We start from the raw sequence: 13,946 nt of genomic DNA, 5'->3' as shown, positions 1-13,946 counted from the left end.
CCCCTCACACTTCCAGCCATTGCGCGCGAACGTCGCTGTTTGATCTCAGCTGCTCGGGCGTACCTTCGAAGACCACACGACCGTGCCCCATGACGTAGACGCGGTTGGAGATCTTCATCGCAATCGACAGCTTCTGCTCGACGAGCAGAATCGCAACGCCCGCCTGCGCAATGCGGGCGATGAGATCGCCGACCTGCTGTACGATCAACGGGGCGAGACCTTCGGTAGGCTCGTCGATCATGATGAGATCCGGATCGCCCATCAGGGTCCGGCAAGTCGTGAGCATCTGCTTCTCGCCGCCTGACAGCACCCCTGCAGGCGTATCCGCACGCGCGGCAAGGTTCGGAAACATGTCGAGCATGTCCTGAAGCTGCCATTTGCCGGGACGTCGCGTATCCTTGATGCCGAGGAGCAGATTCTGGCGGACCGTCAGTCCCGGAAAGATGTCCCGATGCTCCGGCACATAGCCGAGACCGAGGCGCGCGATCCTGTAGCTCGGCAGCCCGGCGATGTCCTTGCCTTTGAAGCGGATCGTGCCTTGCGGAGCAACCTCGCCCATGATCGCCTTGACCGTGGTCGAACGTCCAACGCCGTTACGGCCGAGCAGGCTAACGACCTCGCCCGCGGCAACGTCGAGATCGACGCCCTGGAGAATGTGGCTCTTGCCGTAATAGGCGTGCAGGTCCCTGACCTCGAGCATCAGTGCGCCTCCTCGCCGAGATAGGCTTCCTTGACTTTCGGGTCGCGCCGGATCTCCTCCGGCGTGCCGGAAGCGATGATGTGGCCGTAGACCAGCACGGAAATGCGGTCGGCCAGGCCGAACACGACGCTCATGTCGTGCTCGACGATGACGAGGGTCTTGCCCTCGGTCAGGCGCCGGATCAACGCCACCGCGCGCTCGGTCTCGGCGTGGCTCATGCCCGCCGTAGGTTCGTCCAGCATCACGACCGTTGCGCCGCCGGCGATGGTGATTCCGATCTCCAGCTCGCGCTGCTCGGCGTAGGTCAACAAGCCGGCCGGAACATCGCGCCGATGCGTCAGATGGATGTCGTCGAGGATCTGCGCCGTGCGCTCGCGCACCTCCGGCAGGCTGTCGACGTTCTTCCAGAAGGCGTAACGGTGCCCCGTCGCCCACAGCACGGCACAGCGGACGTTCTCCCACACCGACATGCGCGCGAATACGTTGGTGACCTGGAACGAGCGCGACAGACCGCGCCGATTGATTTCGAACGGCCTGAGGCCGGAGATCACATCGCCGTTCAGCCTCACCTCGCCCGAGGTCGGCTTGATATGGCCGCTGATGAGATTGAACGTCGTCGACTTGCCGGCACCGTTCGGACCGATGATGGCGTGACGCTCACCTTGCGCGATGCTGAGATTGAGATCGCGGATGATGCCGACATTGCCAAAGCGCTTTTCGACAGCGCGGACTTCGATCGCTGCCGTCATGCCAGATACCCCCGGTCGCGCGCGACCGTCGCCGCGCGGTCCCATGCCTCGCCGACCCGCCGCCAGCTCAGGCGCGCGACGAAGAAGCCACCGGCGACGAGGATCGCCGCACTCGCCCAAGTCACCGGCGACGCCGGGTTGAAGGCAATGCCGAACAGGTTGATCGGACTGCCCTGACCGCTATGCGTGCGTGCAATCGATTCGATCGTCAGGATCACGCCGCAAGCCAGTGCCAAGGTCGGCACCGCCGCGAGCAGATAGGAAGGAATCACCGTCGGCAGAGTTCCGGCGCGAACAAGCGGCCGGTGCATCATGATGAGCCCGGCGATGCCGCCGGGGGACAGCATCACGATGCCGATGAAGATGATGCCGAAATAGAGCTGCCAGACGCCAGTGACGCTGGTCAGCCCAAGCTGAAGATAGGTCACGAGGATTGCACCCAGGATGGGCCCGAAGAAGAAGGCGACGCCCCCGATGAAGGTCGAGAACAGCACGAGGCCGGATTGGATCGCGCCGAGATAGGCGGCGTTGGCGATCTCGAAGTTGATCGCGGCCAGTCCCCCCGCCACGCCGGCGAAGAAGCCGGCAAAACAGAAGGCGATGTAGCGGACCACGTGCGGATCATAGCCGATGAACTGGACGCGTTCGGGGTTGTCCCGCACCGCATTGCTGATCCGCCCCAGCGGAGTCCGCGTCAGCGCATACATCGCGATGGCCGCGATGACCAGCCAGAACGCGATCAGATAATAGACCTGAAGCTGCGGGCCGAAACTCAAGCCGAGGATCTTCGGCAAAGCGGTTCGGTCGGTCGATATCCCGGACTCGCCGCCGAACACCGAACGCAGGATCAGCGAGGACGATGCCACCAGCTCGGCAATGCCGAGCGAGATCATCGAGAACACGGTGCCGGCCCGCTTGGTCATCAGCCAGCCGATGACGATCGCGAAAGCGAGGCCGCCGAGCCCACCGAACAGCGGAATGAAAGGTAGCGGGATGGGCCAGCCGTGCGAGACCACCGCATTCATCATATGGCACGCAGCGAAGCCGCCGAGGCCGTAATGCACCGCATGGCCGAACGACAAGAGGCCGGTCTGGCCGAGCAGGATGTTGTAGGACAGCGCGAACACGATCGCGATGCCGATCAGGCTGAAGGACGTCAACGAGCCGCCGGAGGAGAAGATCAGCGGCAGCACGATCAGCGCGGCGATGCCGGCAAGCCATATGCCGTAGAAGCGCAAGCCGTCGCCGGCCGACTTCTCGGCGACTGTCGATGTCGATGCCGATGTCGATGTCATCTTCGAGTTCATGTCTCGCGCGTCCCCATCAGGCCCATGGGGCGTACGATCAGAATGATCACCAGCAGCAGGTAGGGCACGATCGGCGCCACCTGGGCGATGGTGACGTTCCAAATGTCGGTGAGCACGGACGGCCCCGCCGACGGATCGAGCGGACCGAACGCGCTCGCCAGCGAACCGTTCAGCGCCACCGCAAAGGTCTGGATCAGGCCGATCACCAGCGAGGCGATGAAGGCGCCCGGCAAGGAGCCGAGGCCGCCGAACACGATGACCACGAACAGGATCGGTCCCAGAGCCGCGGCCATATCGGACTGCGTCACCAGCGCGGGACCTGCGATCACGCCGGCAATTCCCGCCAGCGCGCTGCCGACGCCGAACACCAGCATGAATATGCGTCCGACATTGTGACCGAGATGCCCCACCATGTGGGGATGCGTCAGCGCGGCCTGAACGATCAGACCGACCCGCGTGCGCTTGAGCACCATCAGCAGCACGATGAAGATCAGGATCGATACCGCCAGCATGAAAATCTTGTAGGCGGGATAATTCGTCGAGAAGATCGTGAAGGCCGGGAAGTCGAGCAGCGCCGGCACGCGGTAGTCGACGGGGCTCCTGCCCCACATCATCGCCACGATTTCTTCGATCGCGAACGCAAGACCGAAGGTCAGGAGCAACTCCGCCACATGGCCGTGCTTGTGCGTATTGCGCAGGCCGTAGCGCTCGACCGCCATGCCGATCGCGCCGACCAGCAGCGGCGCCAGCAACAGCGCCGGCCAGAAGCCGATCCATTTGGTGAGCTGGAAGCCGAAGAAGGCGCCGAGCATGTAGAAGCTGGCATGGGCGAAGTTGAGCACCCCCATCATGCTGAAGATGACGGTCAAGCCGCTCGACAGCAGGAACAGCAGCATGCCGAACAGAAGACCGTTCAGCGTCGATATAACGATCAGTTCAAGCACAATATTCACACCTCTGGCCGGGACAGAACAGCCTCGGCAAATCGTCGGCAGGCATGCGAACAGCGACCTTCCCGCGAGCCGCTGCCGGCTGCGGGAAGGCGAAGCCGGTCCAGCTTACGGCCGGGTCATCTTGCAGGTCGTGGGAACCATCGTCTTGGAAGTGTCGATCTTGGAAACCAGGTGCCATCCCCAGCCGGTGCCTTCCTCGTCGAACGGCTCGTTTGCGGCGAGCTTGCCGAAGGAGGAGATGTAGATCGGCTGGAAGAACTGGTGATCGTCCTTACGCATCACGCCCTCTCCACCATCCAGCACCTCAAACTTGAGGTCCTCGAGGGCTGCTGCGACCTTCACTGGGTCGAGCGAGTTGGCCTTCTCGGCCGCGGCCTTGAACATGCGCATCTCGTTGACCGCACGCGGATACCACAGCGACATATTGACCTTGGCACGGAAAGCCTTTTCGAAATCCATCGCCGGCTGATGGCCGGAATTGGCAAAGCCCTCGGTGATCTGGAACACCTGATGGTCGAGACCGGTCTGCTTGATCGCGGTCGGACCACCGGCGCCGCCGGCATAGTAGGTGTACCAATTGACCTTCAGGCCGGCGTCGGCAGCAGCCTTGAGCAGCAGGGCGATGTCCTGGCCCCAATTGCCGGTGACGACGCTATCGGCGCCGGAAGCCTTGATCTTGGCGATATAAGGCGAGAAGTCGGTGATCTTCAGCAGCGGATGCAATTCGTCACCGACGATTTGGATGTCGGGCCGCTTGGCGCCCAACATCTTGCGCGCGTCAGCGCGCACCGACTGGCCAAAGGAGTAGTCCTGGTTGATCAGGTACACCTTCTTGATCGCGGGGACATCCTTCATATAGCTGGTGAGCGCTTCCATCTTGATGTCGGAGCTGGCATCCCAGCGAAAATGCCAGTAGCTGCATTTTTCGTTGGTCAGGCTCGGATCGACGGCGGCATAGTTGAAGTAGAGCACTTCCTTGCCGGGATTGCGCGTGTTGTTCTTGGTGACGAAGTCGGACAGCGCTGCGGCGACCGACGAGCCATTGCCTTGAGTGATGAAGCGGGCGCCGGCGTCGATGGCCTTCTGCGCCTGCACCAGGCTTTCCTGCGGGTTGGTCTTGTTGTCGAGGGGCAGAATCTCGATCTTGCGGCCCAATATGCCGCCCTTCGCGTTGATCTCATCGGCCAGATACTGGAACGTCTTCAAGCCGCCTTCACCGATGCTGGCGCCGCCGCCGGACAGCGGATCGATGTAGCCGAGCTTGATGGTTTCCTGCGCGTATGCTGCTCCTCCCAGCATCGTCAGCGCTGCCGCCGCAGCAATTACGAGCTTGTGCATCCTGGCCTTCTCCCTTTTGCGTGTTCTTGTTCCTTGGCGATCGAAGCTGATTCACAACGTCGGTCGCGCCAGCTTTCGGTACCCGAACATTGAATACTGTGTAAAGTTTTGGCGCAAGAAATAATTGTGGCTTAAACTTGGGAAGCCACCGCGCGCTTCCGAAACATTGAATTCACAGGCAAGTTTTTGACCTCAATCCTGCGCTCAATCTGCGGCTGATTGGTTGCTTATTACCACCCCGCGACGCGGCTTGAGTCCCGCGAGGAACAGCCGCGAAAAATGATCGGCAATCTGCATCGGAGACCAGCTCCGCTCGCCCCTGAACCAGATCGGGTACCAGTGGCCCATTCCAGTCAGAACGCGTTCGGCGAAGTGGGTGTCGACGCTCCGGAAATATCCTTCCTCGATCCAACGCTGATGATTTCTCTGGTCCTGCCCGATCGTCGCGAGCACCTGCCCGACATAGTGCTTCCGGTCGACGTCGTTGAGATAGTTGATGTTGTGGTAGGTCGCCTTGGGCCCGCAAGGAGTGTCGTGCAGCATCAACAACAGACGCACTCTCTGAACGACATAATCGAACGGCCCGAGCCCGAGGTCCTGCAGATACTCTCGAATGCCGATCTCGCCGGCCAGGCCTCTTCGCAAGCAAGCCAGCAAGAGGCGCTCTTTTTCGCTGAAATGATAGTAGATGCCGGCACGGGTCATGCCGGCGTCCGCCGCGATGCTCTCGAGTGATGTGCCGGACGCTCCCCTTCGGTTGAAACTGTCAGAGGCAATTGAGAGCATCCTGTCCAGCTTTGCGGCGCGCTTGTTCAATTTGGAGCGGGACTGGAGAAACGGTGCCAGGCTCGGCGCTTCAGGCATATCCGGCAAGGCAATCTCACGCCGATAAACTCCATGCGTGATGATGTCATCAATCGCATCAATCGCCTGCTGGCGCGAATAGTAGTCGCGCTCGGAGAACCAGAACGGCACCCAATCCAGGATGGAGATGAGGGCGACGGCCGTCAGGAGCGGCTCCTCGCAGGCTATCGAGCCGTCGGCAACGCCACGCTTCAGAATACCGGCCAGCAGCGCGGCATTCTGCCAACGCCTGGCGTGCACATCGTTGCTGTAGGACGCGGCCAGTGCATCGATGTCGGTGAACAGGATCATGCGCTGGCCTTCAGGCCGCAGCCGGGCACGTATAAATCGCCTGACGACCTCGAGCCCGTCGATCCCGGGCTCGGCCGCGGTCTCGATTTCGTGCCTGTAGAGCGCAAGGCCGCGCAGGTAGCAGTGAAAGATCAGGTCTTCCTTGTCGCGGAAATAGTGGTACAGCGCTCCCGGCACCGATCGCACCGAGGCTGCGACCTGCTCCATCGTCACGTTGGCATAGCTATGGCGGGCAAAGAGCCTGGAAGCCGACACGAGGATCTCTTCAGCTCGGTCGGACGGGAAGGCGGCGACTTGCAAGCTTGAATATCCTTCCTGATCGGGGACGGATTCATCCAGGTGGGATGTCCCCTACCACACGTCGGGTATTCTTGCCATCCGATGAGGGGGTCGGCCAATATCGTCCGACAACGTCCGGGCAGGAGCAGCAGGCCGGTGACGCAGCCGATGATTGCAGGCGCTAGGGCGCCGCAAGTCGATCGGCGCAACGGGCGAGTTCGCCTTATCGCATCCCGTCGCGGATCATGTACCCGGCGCCGCGGATCGTGTGAAGCAGCGGCCGCTCGAATCCCTTGTCGATCTTGGAGCGCAGCCGCGAGATGTGCACGTCGATCACGTTGGTCTGCGGATCGAAATGATAGTCCCAGACATTTTCGAGCAGCATGGTGCGCGTCACCACCTGGCCGGCATGCTTCATCAGATATTCGAGCAGGCGGAATTCGCGCGGCTGCAGGGTCAGCTCGTCCTTGCCGCGGGCGACGCGGTGCGAGAGCCGGTCGAGCTCGAGATCGCCGACGCGGTAGAGCGTGTCCTCGGCGGGCCCGCCGCGGCGGCGCGACAGCACCTCGACCCGGGCCAGCAGCTCGGCGAACGAATAAGGCTTCGGCAGATAATCGTCGCCGCCAGCGCGCAGGCCCTTGATGCGGTCGTCGACCTGCCCGAGCGCGGAGAGAATCAGCACCGGCGTCGTGTTGCCCTTGTCGCGCAGCGCGCCGATCAGCGACAGGCCGTCGCGCTTGGGCAGCATGCGGTCGACCACCAGCACGTCGTAATCGCCGCTCTCGGCCATGGCGAGGCCCTCCTCGCCGTCGGCGGCGTGGTCTGCAATGTGTCCGACCTCGCGAAACGCCTTCACGAGATAGTCGGCGGATTCGCGGTCGTCTTCGATGATGAGGAGGCGCATCGTGCGTTCGGCGGCGGTCAAGGAGGTCAACCTTCTCTAAACATGGCGCGAGCGGCGATCCCATGCAAGCTGAGGGAGAGACGCTGGCATGGAGAAAAAGGCGGGCGGTGAAGCTGGGGGGACTTCACCGCCCTAGGCCTTCCGACGGAGGGGGGCGTTTTTCCACCGGAAGGTAGCAGGGGGAAGCTGACGTTACGCTGCTTCCCCGAAGGGCGCCGGCGGCGGGGGCGACTGATGCCGGCGACACCCTTCATCTCGATGAGCCTCCTGAAGGCTTACCCCTTGGCGAGAGGCACCGCGACGAAGCGCGACTGGCCGCCGCTCTTCACGCGCATCAGGACGCTGTTCTTGTTGTCGGTCCGCGCCGTGTTGATGGCATCGCGGACTTCGCCGGCGGTGGCGACGCTCTTGCCGCCGACTTCGAGAATCACGTCGCCTTCCTTGAAGCCGCGTTCGGCCGCGGCGCTCTTCGGATCGACCTGGGTGACGACGACGCCTTCCTTGCCAGCGCCGGCCACGGAATTGGCGGGCGCGACAGTCATGCCGAGCTTGGGCACATCGGTGCCCTTGCTCGCACCCTTGCCGCTGTCATTGTCGTTGTCGGCCTTGGCCTCGACCGTGTTCGGCAGCTGGCCGAGGGTGAGGTTGACGACCTTGTCCTGACCCTTGTGCAGCACGTTGAGCTTCACGGTCGCGCCGGGCGCCATGCCGCCGATGGTGCGGGCAAGCTCGCGCGCGTCCTTGACGGATTCGCCGTTGACCGCCGTGATCACGTCGCCGGATTCGATGCCGGCCTTCGCGGCCGGACCGTTGGCCTGCGGCTCCGCCACCAGCGCGCCTTCGGCCTTCTTCATGCCGAGGCTGTCGGCAATGTCGGAGGTGACGGGCTGAATCTGCACGCCGATCCAGCCGCGGCTGACCGAACCCTTATCCTTGAGCTGGGCGACCACGCTCTTCACCGTGCTCGCCGGGATCGAGAACGCGATGCCGACGCTGCCGCCGGAGGGCGAGTAGATCGCGGTGTTGACGCCCATCACCTCGCCGTTGGTGTCGAAGGCCGGACCGCCGGAATTGCCCTTGTTCACGGGCGCGTCGATCTGGATGAAATCGTCATAGGGACCGTTGCCGATGTCGCGGCCGCTCGCCGAAACGATGCCCGCGGTCACGGTACCGCCGAGACCGAAGGGATTGCCGACGGCGAGCACCCAGTCGCCGATGCGCGGCTTGCTGTCGGCGAGCTTGGCGAACGGGAAGCTCGAGCTGCCCTCGACCTTGATCAAGGCGAGGTCGGTGCGCTGGTCGGTGCCGATCACCTTGGCGGTGTAGGTCTTGCCCTCGTCGGTGGTGACCTCGACCTTGTCGGCGCCGTCGACCACGTGATTGTTGGTCACGGCAAAGCCGTCAGCCGAGATGAAGAAGCCGGAACCCTGGCCCTGCACCACGCGGCCGCGGCCGCCCTTCATGCCCGGGGGGAAACCCTCCGGACCACCGAAGCGGCGGAAGAAACGCTCCATCGGCGAGCCCGGCTGGAACGGCGAGGAGGAATCGTCGCCGTCATCGTTGCTCGCAGTCTTTTCCTTCATATTGACCTTCACCGAGATCACCGACGGCTTCACGCGCTCGACAACATCGGCGAAGCCGATGGGTCGCTCGACCTTGCGGACCTCGGTGTTGACCTGCGCATGCGCCGGGCTCGAGAACAGGTCGGCCGGCGAGGTCGACGTGCCAAAGCCATAGACGGCGGCGCCAAGGCCGGCGACGACCGTGGCCATCAGCGCGAGCCTGCGCGCGGAGAACACCGACCGGCGCGGCTGCCGGTAGGACGGAAGGTTCGAGAGGTCGATACGGTCGGACATGCAGAGATCTCCAGGGCCTTGAAATCCATGTGATGCCTGAGGGCGGCACCTTACGGACCTGAAGATGGGGGCTCCCGCCTTACCGTGCGCTGGCGGCGGGGTTAAACTTTCGTAATGAAGCCGCAACGCGGATGCGGCAGTTCATCGCAGCCCGAAAATTGTGATTCCACAGGAACTTAACGCGAGTTCCCGAAACGCTGCGGAACGGGCTTTTTGTGAGCTTTAGCTCGCTCTGACGCTGACGATGAACTCGTCGACTTCACGCTTCAAGGTTTCCGCCTGCTGCGACAGATCGACAGCGGAATCGCGCGCCTCGGCGGCCATGCGGCCGGTCTCGGCGGAGGTTGAAGTGATCTGCACGATATGGTTGGAGACGTCGAGAGTGCCGCGCGCGGCGTCCTGGGCGCTGCGCGTGATCTCCTGCGTCGCGTTGCGCTGCTGGGAGGTGTCGACCTCGATGCCGGACATGATGGACGAGATCTCCGACAGCGTCTTGGAGATGCCGTCGATCGCATCGCGCGTCTGTGCGGTGATGCCTTGAATGCTGGCGACGTGGGAGGTGATCTCCTCCGTCGCCTTGCTGGTCTGATGCGCCAGATTCTTCACCTCGGAGGCGACCACCGCAAACCCCTTGCCGGCCTCCCCTGCCCGTGCCGCCTCGATGGTGGCGTTCAGCGCCAAGAGATTGGTCTGCGATGCGATCGCCTGCACCAGCTGGACGACCTCGCCGATCTTGTCGGCAGCATCCGACAGCGTGTGGATGGTGTCGCGGCTCCTCTCCGCATCGGACGCCGCGCCTTCGGCGCGCTGGGTCGCGTCGGTGACGCGGCGGCTGATCGTGCCGATCGAATTCGTCATCTCGCCGGCAGAACCTGCCACCGTCTGCACGCTGGCGCTGGCGAGGCTTGCCGCGCTCGCCACCGCATTGGCCTTGGTGCTGGTATCGTTGGCCGTCCGCGACAGTGTCTCGGCGTTGCTCTTCAGATGCACCGCCGATGACGCCACGCTATCGACGACGCTGGCGACGAGATCGTTGAAGCGCTTGATCCGGTCGTCCAGGAATTTCGATCGCTCGGCCTGATGCTGCGCTTCGTGCAGCTGCCGTTCGGTGAGGTGGCGCCGCTCGATGCCGTTGGTCTTGAACACCTCCAGCGCACCGGCGAGCAGGCCGATCTCGTTGGTGCGGCCGAGCCCCGGAACCGGTGTCTCGAACTTCTGGTCGGCGACCTCGCGCATCGCATGGACGATCGCCGCCAGCGGATTGAGGATGCCGTTGCGGACGGCAAACCAGGTCGTGAGGCAGATCGCGACGGCGACGACGGCGATCACGCCGCAGGCGACCAGGAAGTAGGAAAACGCGGCCTGCGCCTGCTGATAGATCTGCATGGCATGGTCGCGCGCGGGGCCGCTCAGCGCAGCGAAATTCGAGGACAGGCTGGTGATCTCGTTGTTGAGATAGAGCACCGCAACGAAGCCGGTGCCGCCGCCGATGCCCAGCAAGAACAACAGTGCAGCGACGACGGCGCCGACCAGGAAGCGGATCGTCAGATTACTGTTCGCGAACATCGGAGAAACTCGGAGTCTGGAATCGAAGCTCGCGACAAGCTTCCAGACAAAGGTCAAAATACCATGAACCGCGCGGCGGTGAGCCAACGATCTACGTAGGACTACGTGGCCACAACGATGATCGCGTGGCTACGGAGATTTGGTCTCCTCGGACATCAAGGCCGCGAGCTTCGCTTTCTCGTCGGCCGTCAGCGGCGGCGCAGGTACGTCTGCACCGCCATGGGCGCGACGCCGGATTTGCAGCCACAACGCCACGCCGCCACCGATCAGCAGCAGCGGTCCGAGCAGCCACAGCAGCGCGTTTTGACGCTCGAAGCGCGGCTTCAGCAGCACGAACTCGCCGTAGCGCGCGACCAGGAAATCGAGCACCTGCGAATTGCTGTCCCCGGCGCCGATGCGCTCGCGCACCAGGAGCCGCAGGTCGCGCGCCAGGGGCGCATCGGAATCGTCGATCGACTGGTTCTGACAGACCATGCAGCGCAGCTCGCGCGACAGCTCGCGCGCACGGGCTTCCTTGGCGGGATCCGACATGATCTCGTCGGGCTGCACCGCGTGGGCCGCAGGCAAAGCCATCAGCATCAGCAGGGCGAACGCGGCCATGATCCGGCGCATCGGATCACTCCGCCGGCTGGAGGCGCTGCTTGGCCCGCGCCGGCTTCGGCGCGCCGACCCGCAGGCGCCGGTCGGACAGCGACAGCACGCCGCCGAGCGCCATCAGCACCGGGCCCCACCAGATCATGAGCACCATCGGCTTGTAATAGATGCGCACGGCGATGGCGCCCTCGGCGTTGGCGTCGCCGAGCGAGATATAGAGCTGGCTCGCGCCGCGGGTCAGCAATGCGGCCTCGGTGGTCGAGGAGCCGCGGGTGGTGAAGTTGCGCTTGGACGGCGTCATGACGCTGAGCGGGGCGCCGTCGCGGCTGACGTTGAACTCGGCGATCATCTCGCGGTAGTTCGGGCCCTGACGCTGCAGCACGCCGTCGAGCTTCACGTCGAAGCCGGCGATGTGGGCGACCTCGTTCTGCTTCATCGTCGCGATATATTCGCTGTTCCAGGTGGTCTCGCAGACGATCCCGATCAGCGCCACGCCGAGGCCGGCATGCGCAAACGCGGTGCCCCAGGCCGAGCGCGGCAGGCCGCGCGCCCGGTGCAGCACGGTCGCGAACGGCAGCCGCACGAGGCCGGTCCGCTCGACGATGTCGGTGACCGCGCCGGCGATGACGAAGACGCCAAGCCCGATCGCAAGCGGCGCCAACGTGCTGCCGCCGGTCGCCCAGCCCCAGGCGATGGCGACGGCGGCAAGGCCGGCGACGCCCGCAGCGAGCAGGCGCTGCGTCACGCCGAGCAGGTCGCCGCGCTTCCACGCCATCATCGGCCCGAACGGCACGGCCAGCAGCAACAGGGCAAACAGCGGCGCGAAGGTCAGGTTGTAGAACGGTGCACCGACCGACATCTTGAAGTCGGCGAGCATCTCCATCGCCAGCGGATAGAGCGTGCCGAACAGCACGACGGCGCAGGCGACCGTGAGCAGCAGATTGTTCAGGACCAGCGCCCCCTCGCGCGAGATCGGCGCGAACAGGCCGCCCTGCTTCAACGAAGTGGCGCGGCCCGCGAACAGCGACAGGCTGCCGCCGATGAACAGGCAGAGGATCAGCAGAATGAACACGCCGCGGGTGGGATCGGTGGCGAAAGCGTGCACCGAGGTGATGACGCCCGAGCGCACCAGGAAGGTGCCGAGCAGCGACAACGAGAAGGTCAGGATCGAGAGCAGGATGGTCCAGACCTTCAGCGCGTTGCGCTTCTCCATCACCAGCGCCGAATGGAGCAGCGCGGTGCCGGAGAGCCACGGCATCAGCGAGGCGTTCTCGACCGGATCCCAGAACCACCAGCCGCCCCAGCCGAGCTCGTAATAGGCCCAGTACGAGCCCATGGCGATGCCGAGCGTCAGGAAGATCCAGGCGACCAGCGTCCACGGCCGCACCCAGCGCGCCCAGGCCGCGTCGATCCGTCCCTCCATCAGCGCCGCGATGGCGAAGGAGAACGAGATCGAGAAACCGACATAGCCGAGATAGAGCATCGGCGGATGCACGGCGAGCCCGATGTCCTGAAGCACCGGATTGAGATCGCGTCCCTCGATCGGTGGGCTCGCGATACGCAGGAACGGGTTCGACGTCACGAGGATGAAGAGATAGAAGGCGCCGGCGACCCAGGCCTGGACGGCGAGCACGTGCGCGCGCAGCGACAGCGGCAAGTTATTGCCGAAGGCGGCGACCAGCCCGCCGAACAACGCGAGGATCGACACCCACAACAGCATCGAGCCTTCATGATTTCCCCACACGCCGGTGATCTTGTAGAGCAGCGGCTTCATCGAGTGGGAATTCTCGTAGACGTTGGCGACCGAGAAATCCGAGTTCACGTGCAGCATCACGAGCGCCGTGAACGAAGCGCCGACGAACAGAAGCTGCGCCAGCGCCGCGGAGCGCGCCACGTTCATGAGCGCCGCGTCGCGCAGGCGCGCACCGATCAGGGGCACGACCGACTGAATCAGTGCGAGCCCAAGCGCCAGCACCAGCGCGTAATGTCCGGTTTCTGCGATCACCGCACCGCTCCTTGCGGATTGCCCTGCGCCGTCGTCGCCGGCTTGCCCGCATCAGATGTCTTGGCAGCGTCAGCGGGCTTGCCGCCGTAATCGTCCTTCCAGTGCCCCTGCTTCTTCAGGGCATCGGCGACTTCCCTGGGCATGTAGGTCTCGTCGTGCTTGGCAAGCACGGTATCGGCCTTGAATACGCCGTTGGCGTCGAGCGCACCTTCGGCCACGACGCCCTGCCCCTCGCGGAACAGGTCGGGCAGGATGCCCTTGTAGGCCACCGGCAGCTTGGCGTTGCCGTCGGCGACCTCGAACGTCACCGCGAGATTGTCCCCACGCTGCAGCGAGCCGGGCTGCACCAGCCCACCGAGACGAAACCGCTTACCCGGCTCGACGTGCTTCTCGGCGACCATGGTCGGCGTCGAGAAGAATACGATGGAGTCGCGAAGGGCGTTGAGCACCAGCGCGGCCGCGAGCGCGAGCACGGCGAGCGAGCCGCCGATGATGGTCATACGTCGCTGCTTGCGCGTCATGGCGTATCCGTTCTCCGCT

The 13,946-nt window shown here is 64.1% G+C and carries 12 protein-coding genes; all 12 read right to left on the bottom strand.

The window, feature by feature from the left end:
* Positions 1-4: 4 nt before the first annotated feature.
* The 12 genes from DCM79_RS29460 to ccmE all read right to left on the bottom strand — a co-directional run bounded on the left by DCM79_RS29460 (position 5) and on the right by ccmE (position 13,927).
* Positions 5-700, bottom strand: a complete 696-nt coding sequence (locus DCM79_RS29460; RefSeq protein WP_028135443.1) for an ABC transporter ATP-binding protein — start codon at positions 698-700, stop codon at positions 5-7.
* Complete coding sequence (locus tag DCM79_RS29455) at positions 700-1,449, bottom strand: ABC transporter ATP-binding protein (RefSeq protein ID WP_028135442.1); 750 nt, start codon at positions 1,447-1,449, stop codon at positions 700-702. Before DCM79_RS29455 ends, DCM79_RS29460 begins: the two co-directional genes overlap by 1 nt.
* Complete coding sequence (locus DCM79_RS29450; protein ID WP_257180880.1) at positions 1,446-2,744, bottom strand: branched-chain amino acid ABC transporter permease; 1,299 nt, start codon at positions 2,742-2,744, stop codon at positions 1,446-1,448. Before DCM79_RS29450 ends, DCM79_RS29455 begins: the two co-directional genes overlap by 4 nt.
* Positions 2,745-2,752: 8 nt before the next feature.
* Entirely contained in the window at positions 2,753-3,700 is a 948-nt protein-coding gene (locus DCM79_RS29445; protein WP_036005767.1) for a branched-chain amino acid ABC transporter permease, read from the bottom strand.
* A 114-nt stretch (positions 3,701-3,814) separates the two neighbouring features.
* Positions 3,815-5,047: a branched-chain amino acid ABC transporter substrate-binding protein gene (locus tag DCM79_RS29440; RefSeq protein WP_257177557.1), complete on the bottom strand. Its 1,233-nt coding sequence runs from the start codon at positions 5,045-5,047 to the stop codon at positions 3,815-3,817.
* Positions 5,048-5,251: 204 nt separating this feature from the next.
* Positions 5,252-6,502: a TetR/AcrR family transcriptional regulator gene (locus DCM79_RS29435; RefSeq protein ID WP_257177556.1), complete on the bottom strand. Its 1,251-nt coding sequence runs from the start codon at positions 6,500-6,502 to the stop codon at positions 5,252-5,254.
* Between the two features lie 202 nt (positions 6,503-6,704).
* The gene (locus DCM79_RS29430) at positions 6,705-7,385 is read right to left on the bottom strand and encodes a response regulator transcription factor (protein WP_049820256.1); all 681 of its coding nucleotides are present in this window, start codon (positions 7,383-7,385) and stop codon (positions 6,705-6,707) included.
* 275 nt (positions 7,386-7,660) lie between these two features.
* Positions 7,661-9,241, bottom strand: a complete 1,581-nt coding sequence (locus DCM79_RS29425; protein ID WP_257177555.1) for a Do family serine endopeptidase — start codon at positions 9,239-9,241, stop codon at positions 7,661-7,663.
* A gap of 222 nt (positions 9,242-9,463) precedes the next feature.
* Complete coding sequence (locus DCM79_RS29420; RefSeq protein WP_257177554.1) at positions 9,464-10,807, bottom strand: methyl-accepting chemotaxis protein; 1,344 nt, start codon at positions 10,805-10,807, stop codon at positions 9,464-9,466.
* A gap of 129 nt (positions 10,808-10,936) precedes the next feature.
* A complete protein-coding gene (locus tag DCM79_RS29415; protein WP_257177553.1) occupies positions 10,937-11,419 on the bottom strand; it encodes a cytochrome c-type biogenesis protein in 483 nt (160 codons plus the stop codon).
* 4 nt (positions 11,420-11,423) lie between these two features.
* Positions 11,424-13,406 carry a heme lyase CcmF/NrfE family subunit gene (locus tag DCM79_RS29410; RefSeq protein WP_257177552.1) on the bottom strand — a complete coding sequence of 661 codons (1,983 nt, stop codon included), beginning with the start codon at positions 13,404-13,406 and terminating at the stop codon, positions 11,424-11,426.
* Positions 13,403-13,927 carry a cytochrome c maturation protein CcmE gene (gene ccmE / locus DCM79_RS29405; protein ID WP_257177551.1) on the bottom strand — a complete coding sequence of 175 codons (525 nt, stop codon included), beginning with the start codon at positions 13,925-13,927 and terminating at the stop codon, positions 13,403-13,405. The genes DCM79_RS29410 and ccmE overlap by 4 nt, the downstream gene beginning before the upstream one ends.
* Positions 13,928-13,946 lie beyond the last annotated feature (19 nt).

Origin of the sequence: Bradyrhizobium sp. WBOS07, from assembly GCF_024585165.1 — a bacterium.
Taxonomy (GTDB): domain Bacteria; phylum Pseudomonadota; class Alphaproteobacteria; order Rhizobiales; family Xanthobacteraceae; genus Bradyrhizobium; species Bradyrhizobium japonicum_B.
Note: the sequence above shows the minus strand (reverse complement) of the source record. Positions and strands in the feature narration are given on the sequence as shown.

Bases quoted from the DNA above. Each gene is read 5' to 3' on its own strand.
- DCM79_RS29440 (WP_257177557.1), bottom strand. From the start codon at position 5,047: ATGCACAAGCTCGTAATTGCTGCGGCGGCAGCGCTGACGATGCTGGGA.
- DCM79_RS29415 (WP_257177553.1), bottom strand. From the start codon at position 11,419: ATGCGCCGGATCATGGCCGCGTTCGCCCTGCTGATGCTGATGGCTTTG.
- DCM79_RS29455 (WP_028135442.1), bottom strand. From the start codon at position 1,449: ATGACGGCAGCGATCGAAGTCCGCGCTGTCGAAAAGCGCTTTGGCAAT.
- DCM79_RS29425 (WP_257177555.1), bottom strand. From the start codon at position 9,241: ATGTCCGACCGTATCGACCTCTCGAACCTTCCGTCCTACCGGCAGCCG.
- ccmE (WP_257177551.1), bottom strand. From the start codon at position 13,927: ATGACGCGCAAGCAGCGACGTATGACCATCATCGGCGGCTCGCTCGCC.
- DCM79_RS29450 (WP_257180880.1), bottom strand. From the start codon at position 2,744: ATGACATCGACATCGGCATCGACATCGACAGTCGCCGAGAAGTCGGCC.
- DCM79_RS29420 (WP_257177554.1), bottom strand. From the start codon at position 10,807: ATGTTCGCGAACAGTAATCTGACGATCCGCTTCCTGGTCGGCGCCGTC.
- DCM79_RS29430 (WP_049820256.1), bottom strand. From the start codon at position 7,385: ATGCGCCTCCTCATCATCGAAGACGACCGCGAATCCGCCGACTATCTC.
- DCM79_RS29460 (WP_028135443.1), bottom strand. From the start codon at position 700: ATGCTCGAGGTCAGGGACCTGCACGCCTATTACGGCAAGAGCCACATT.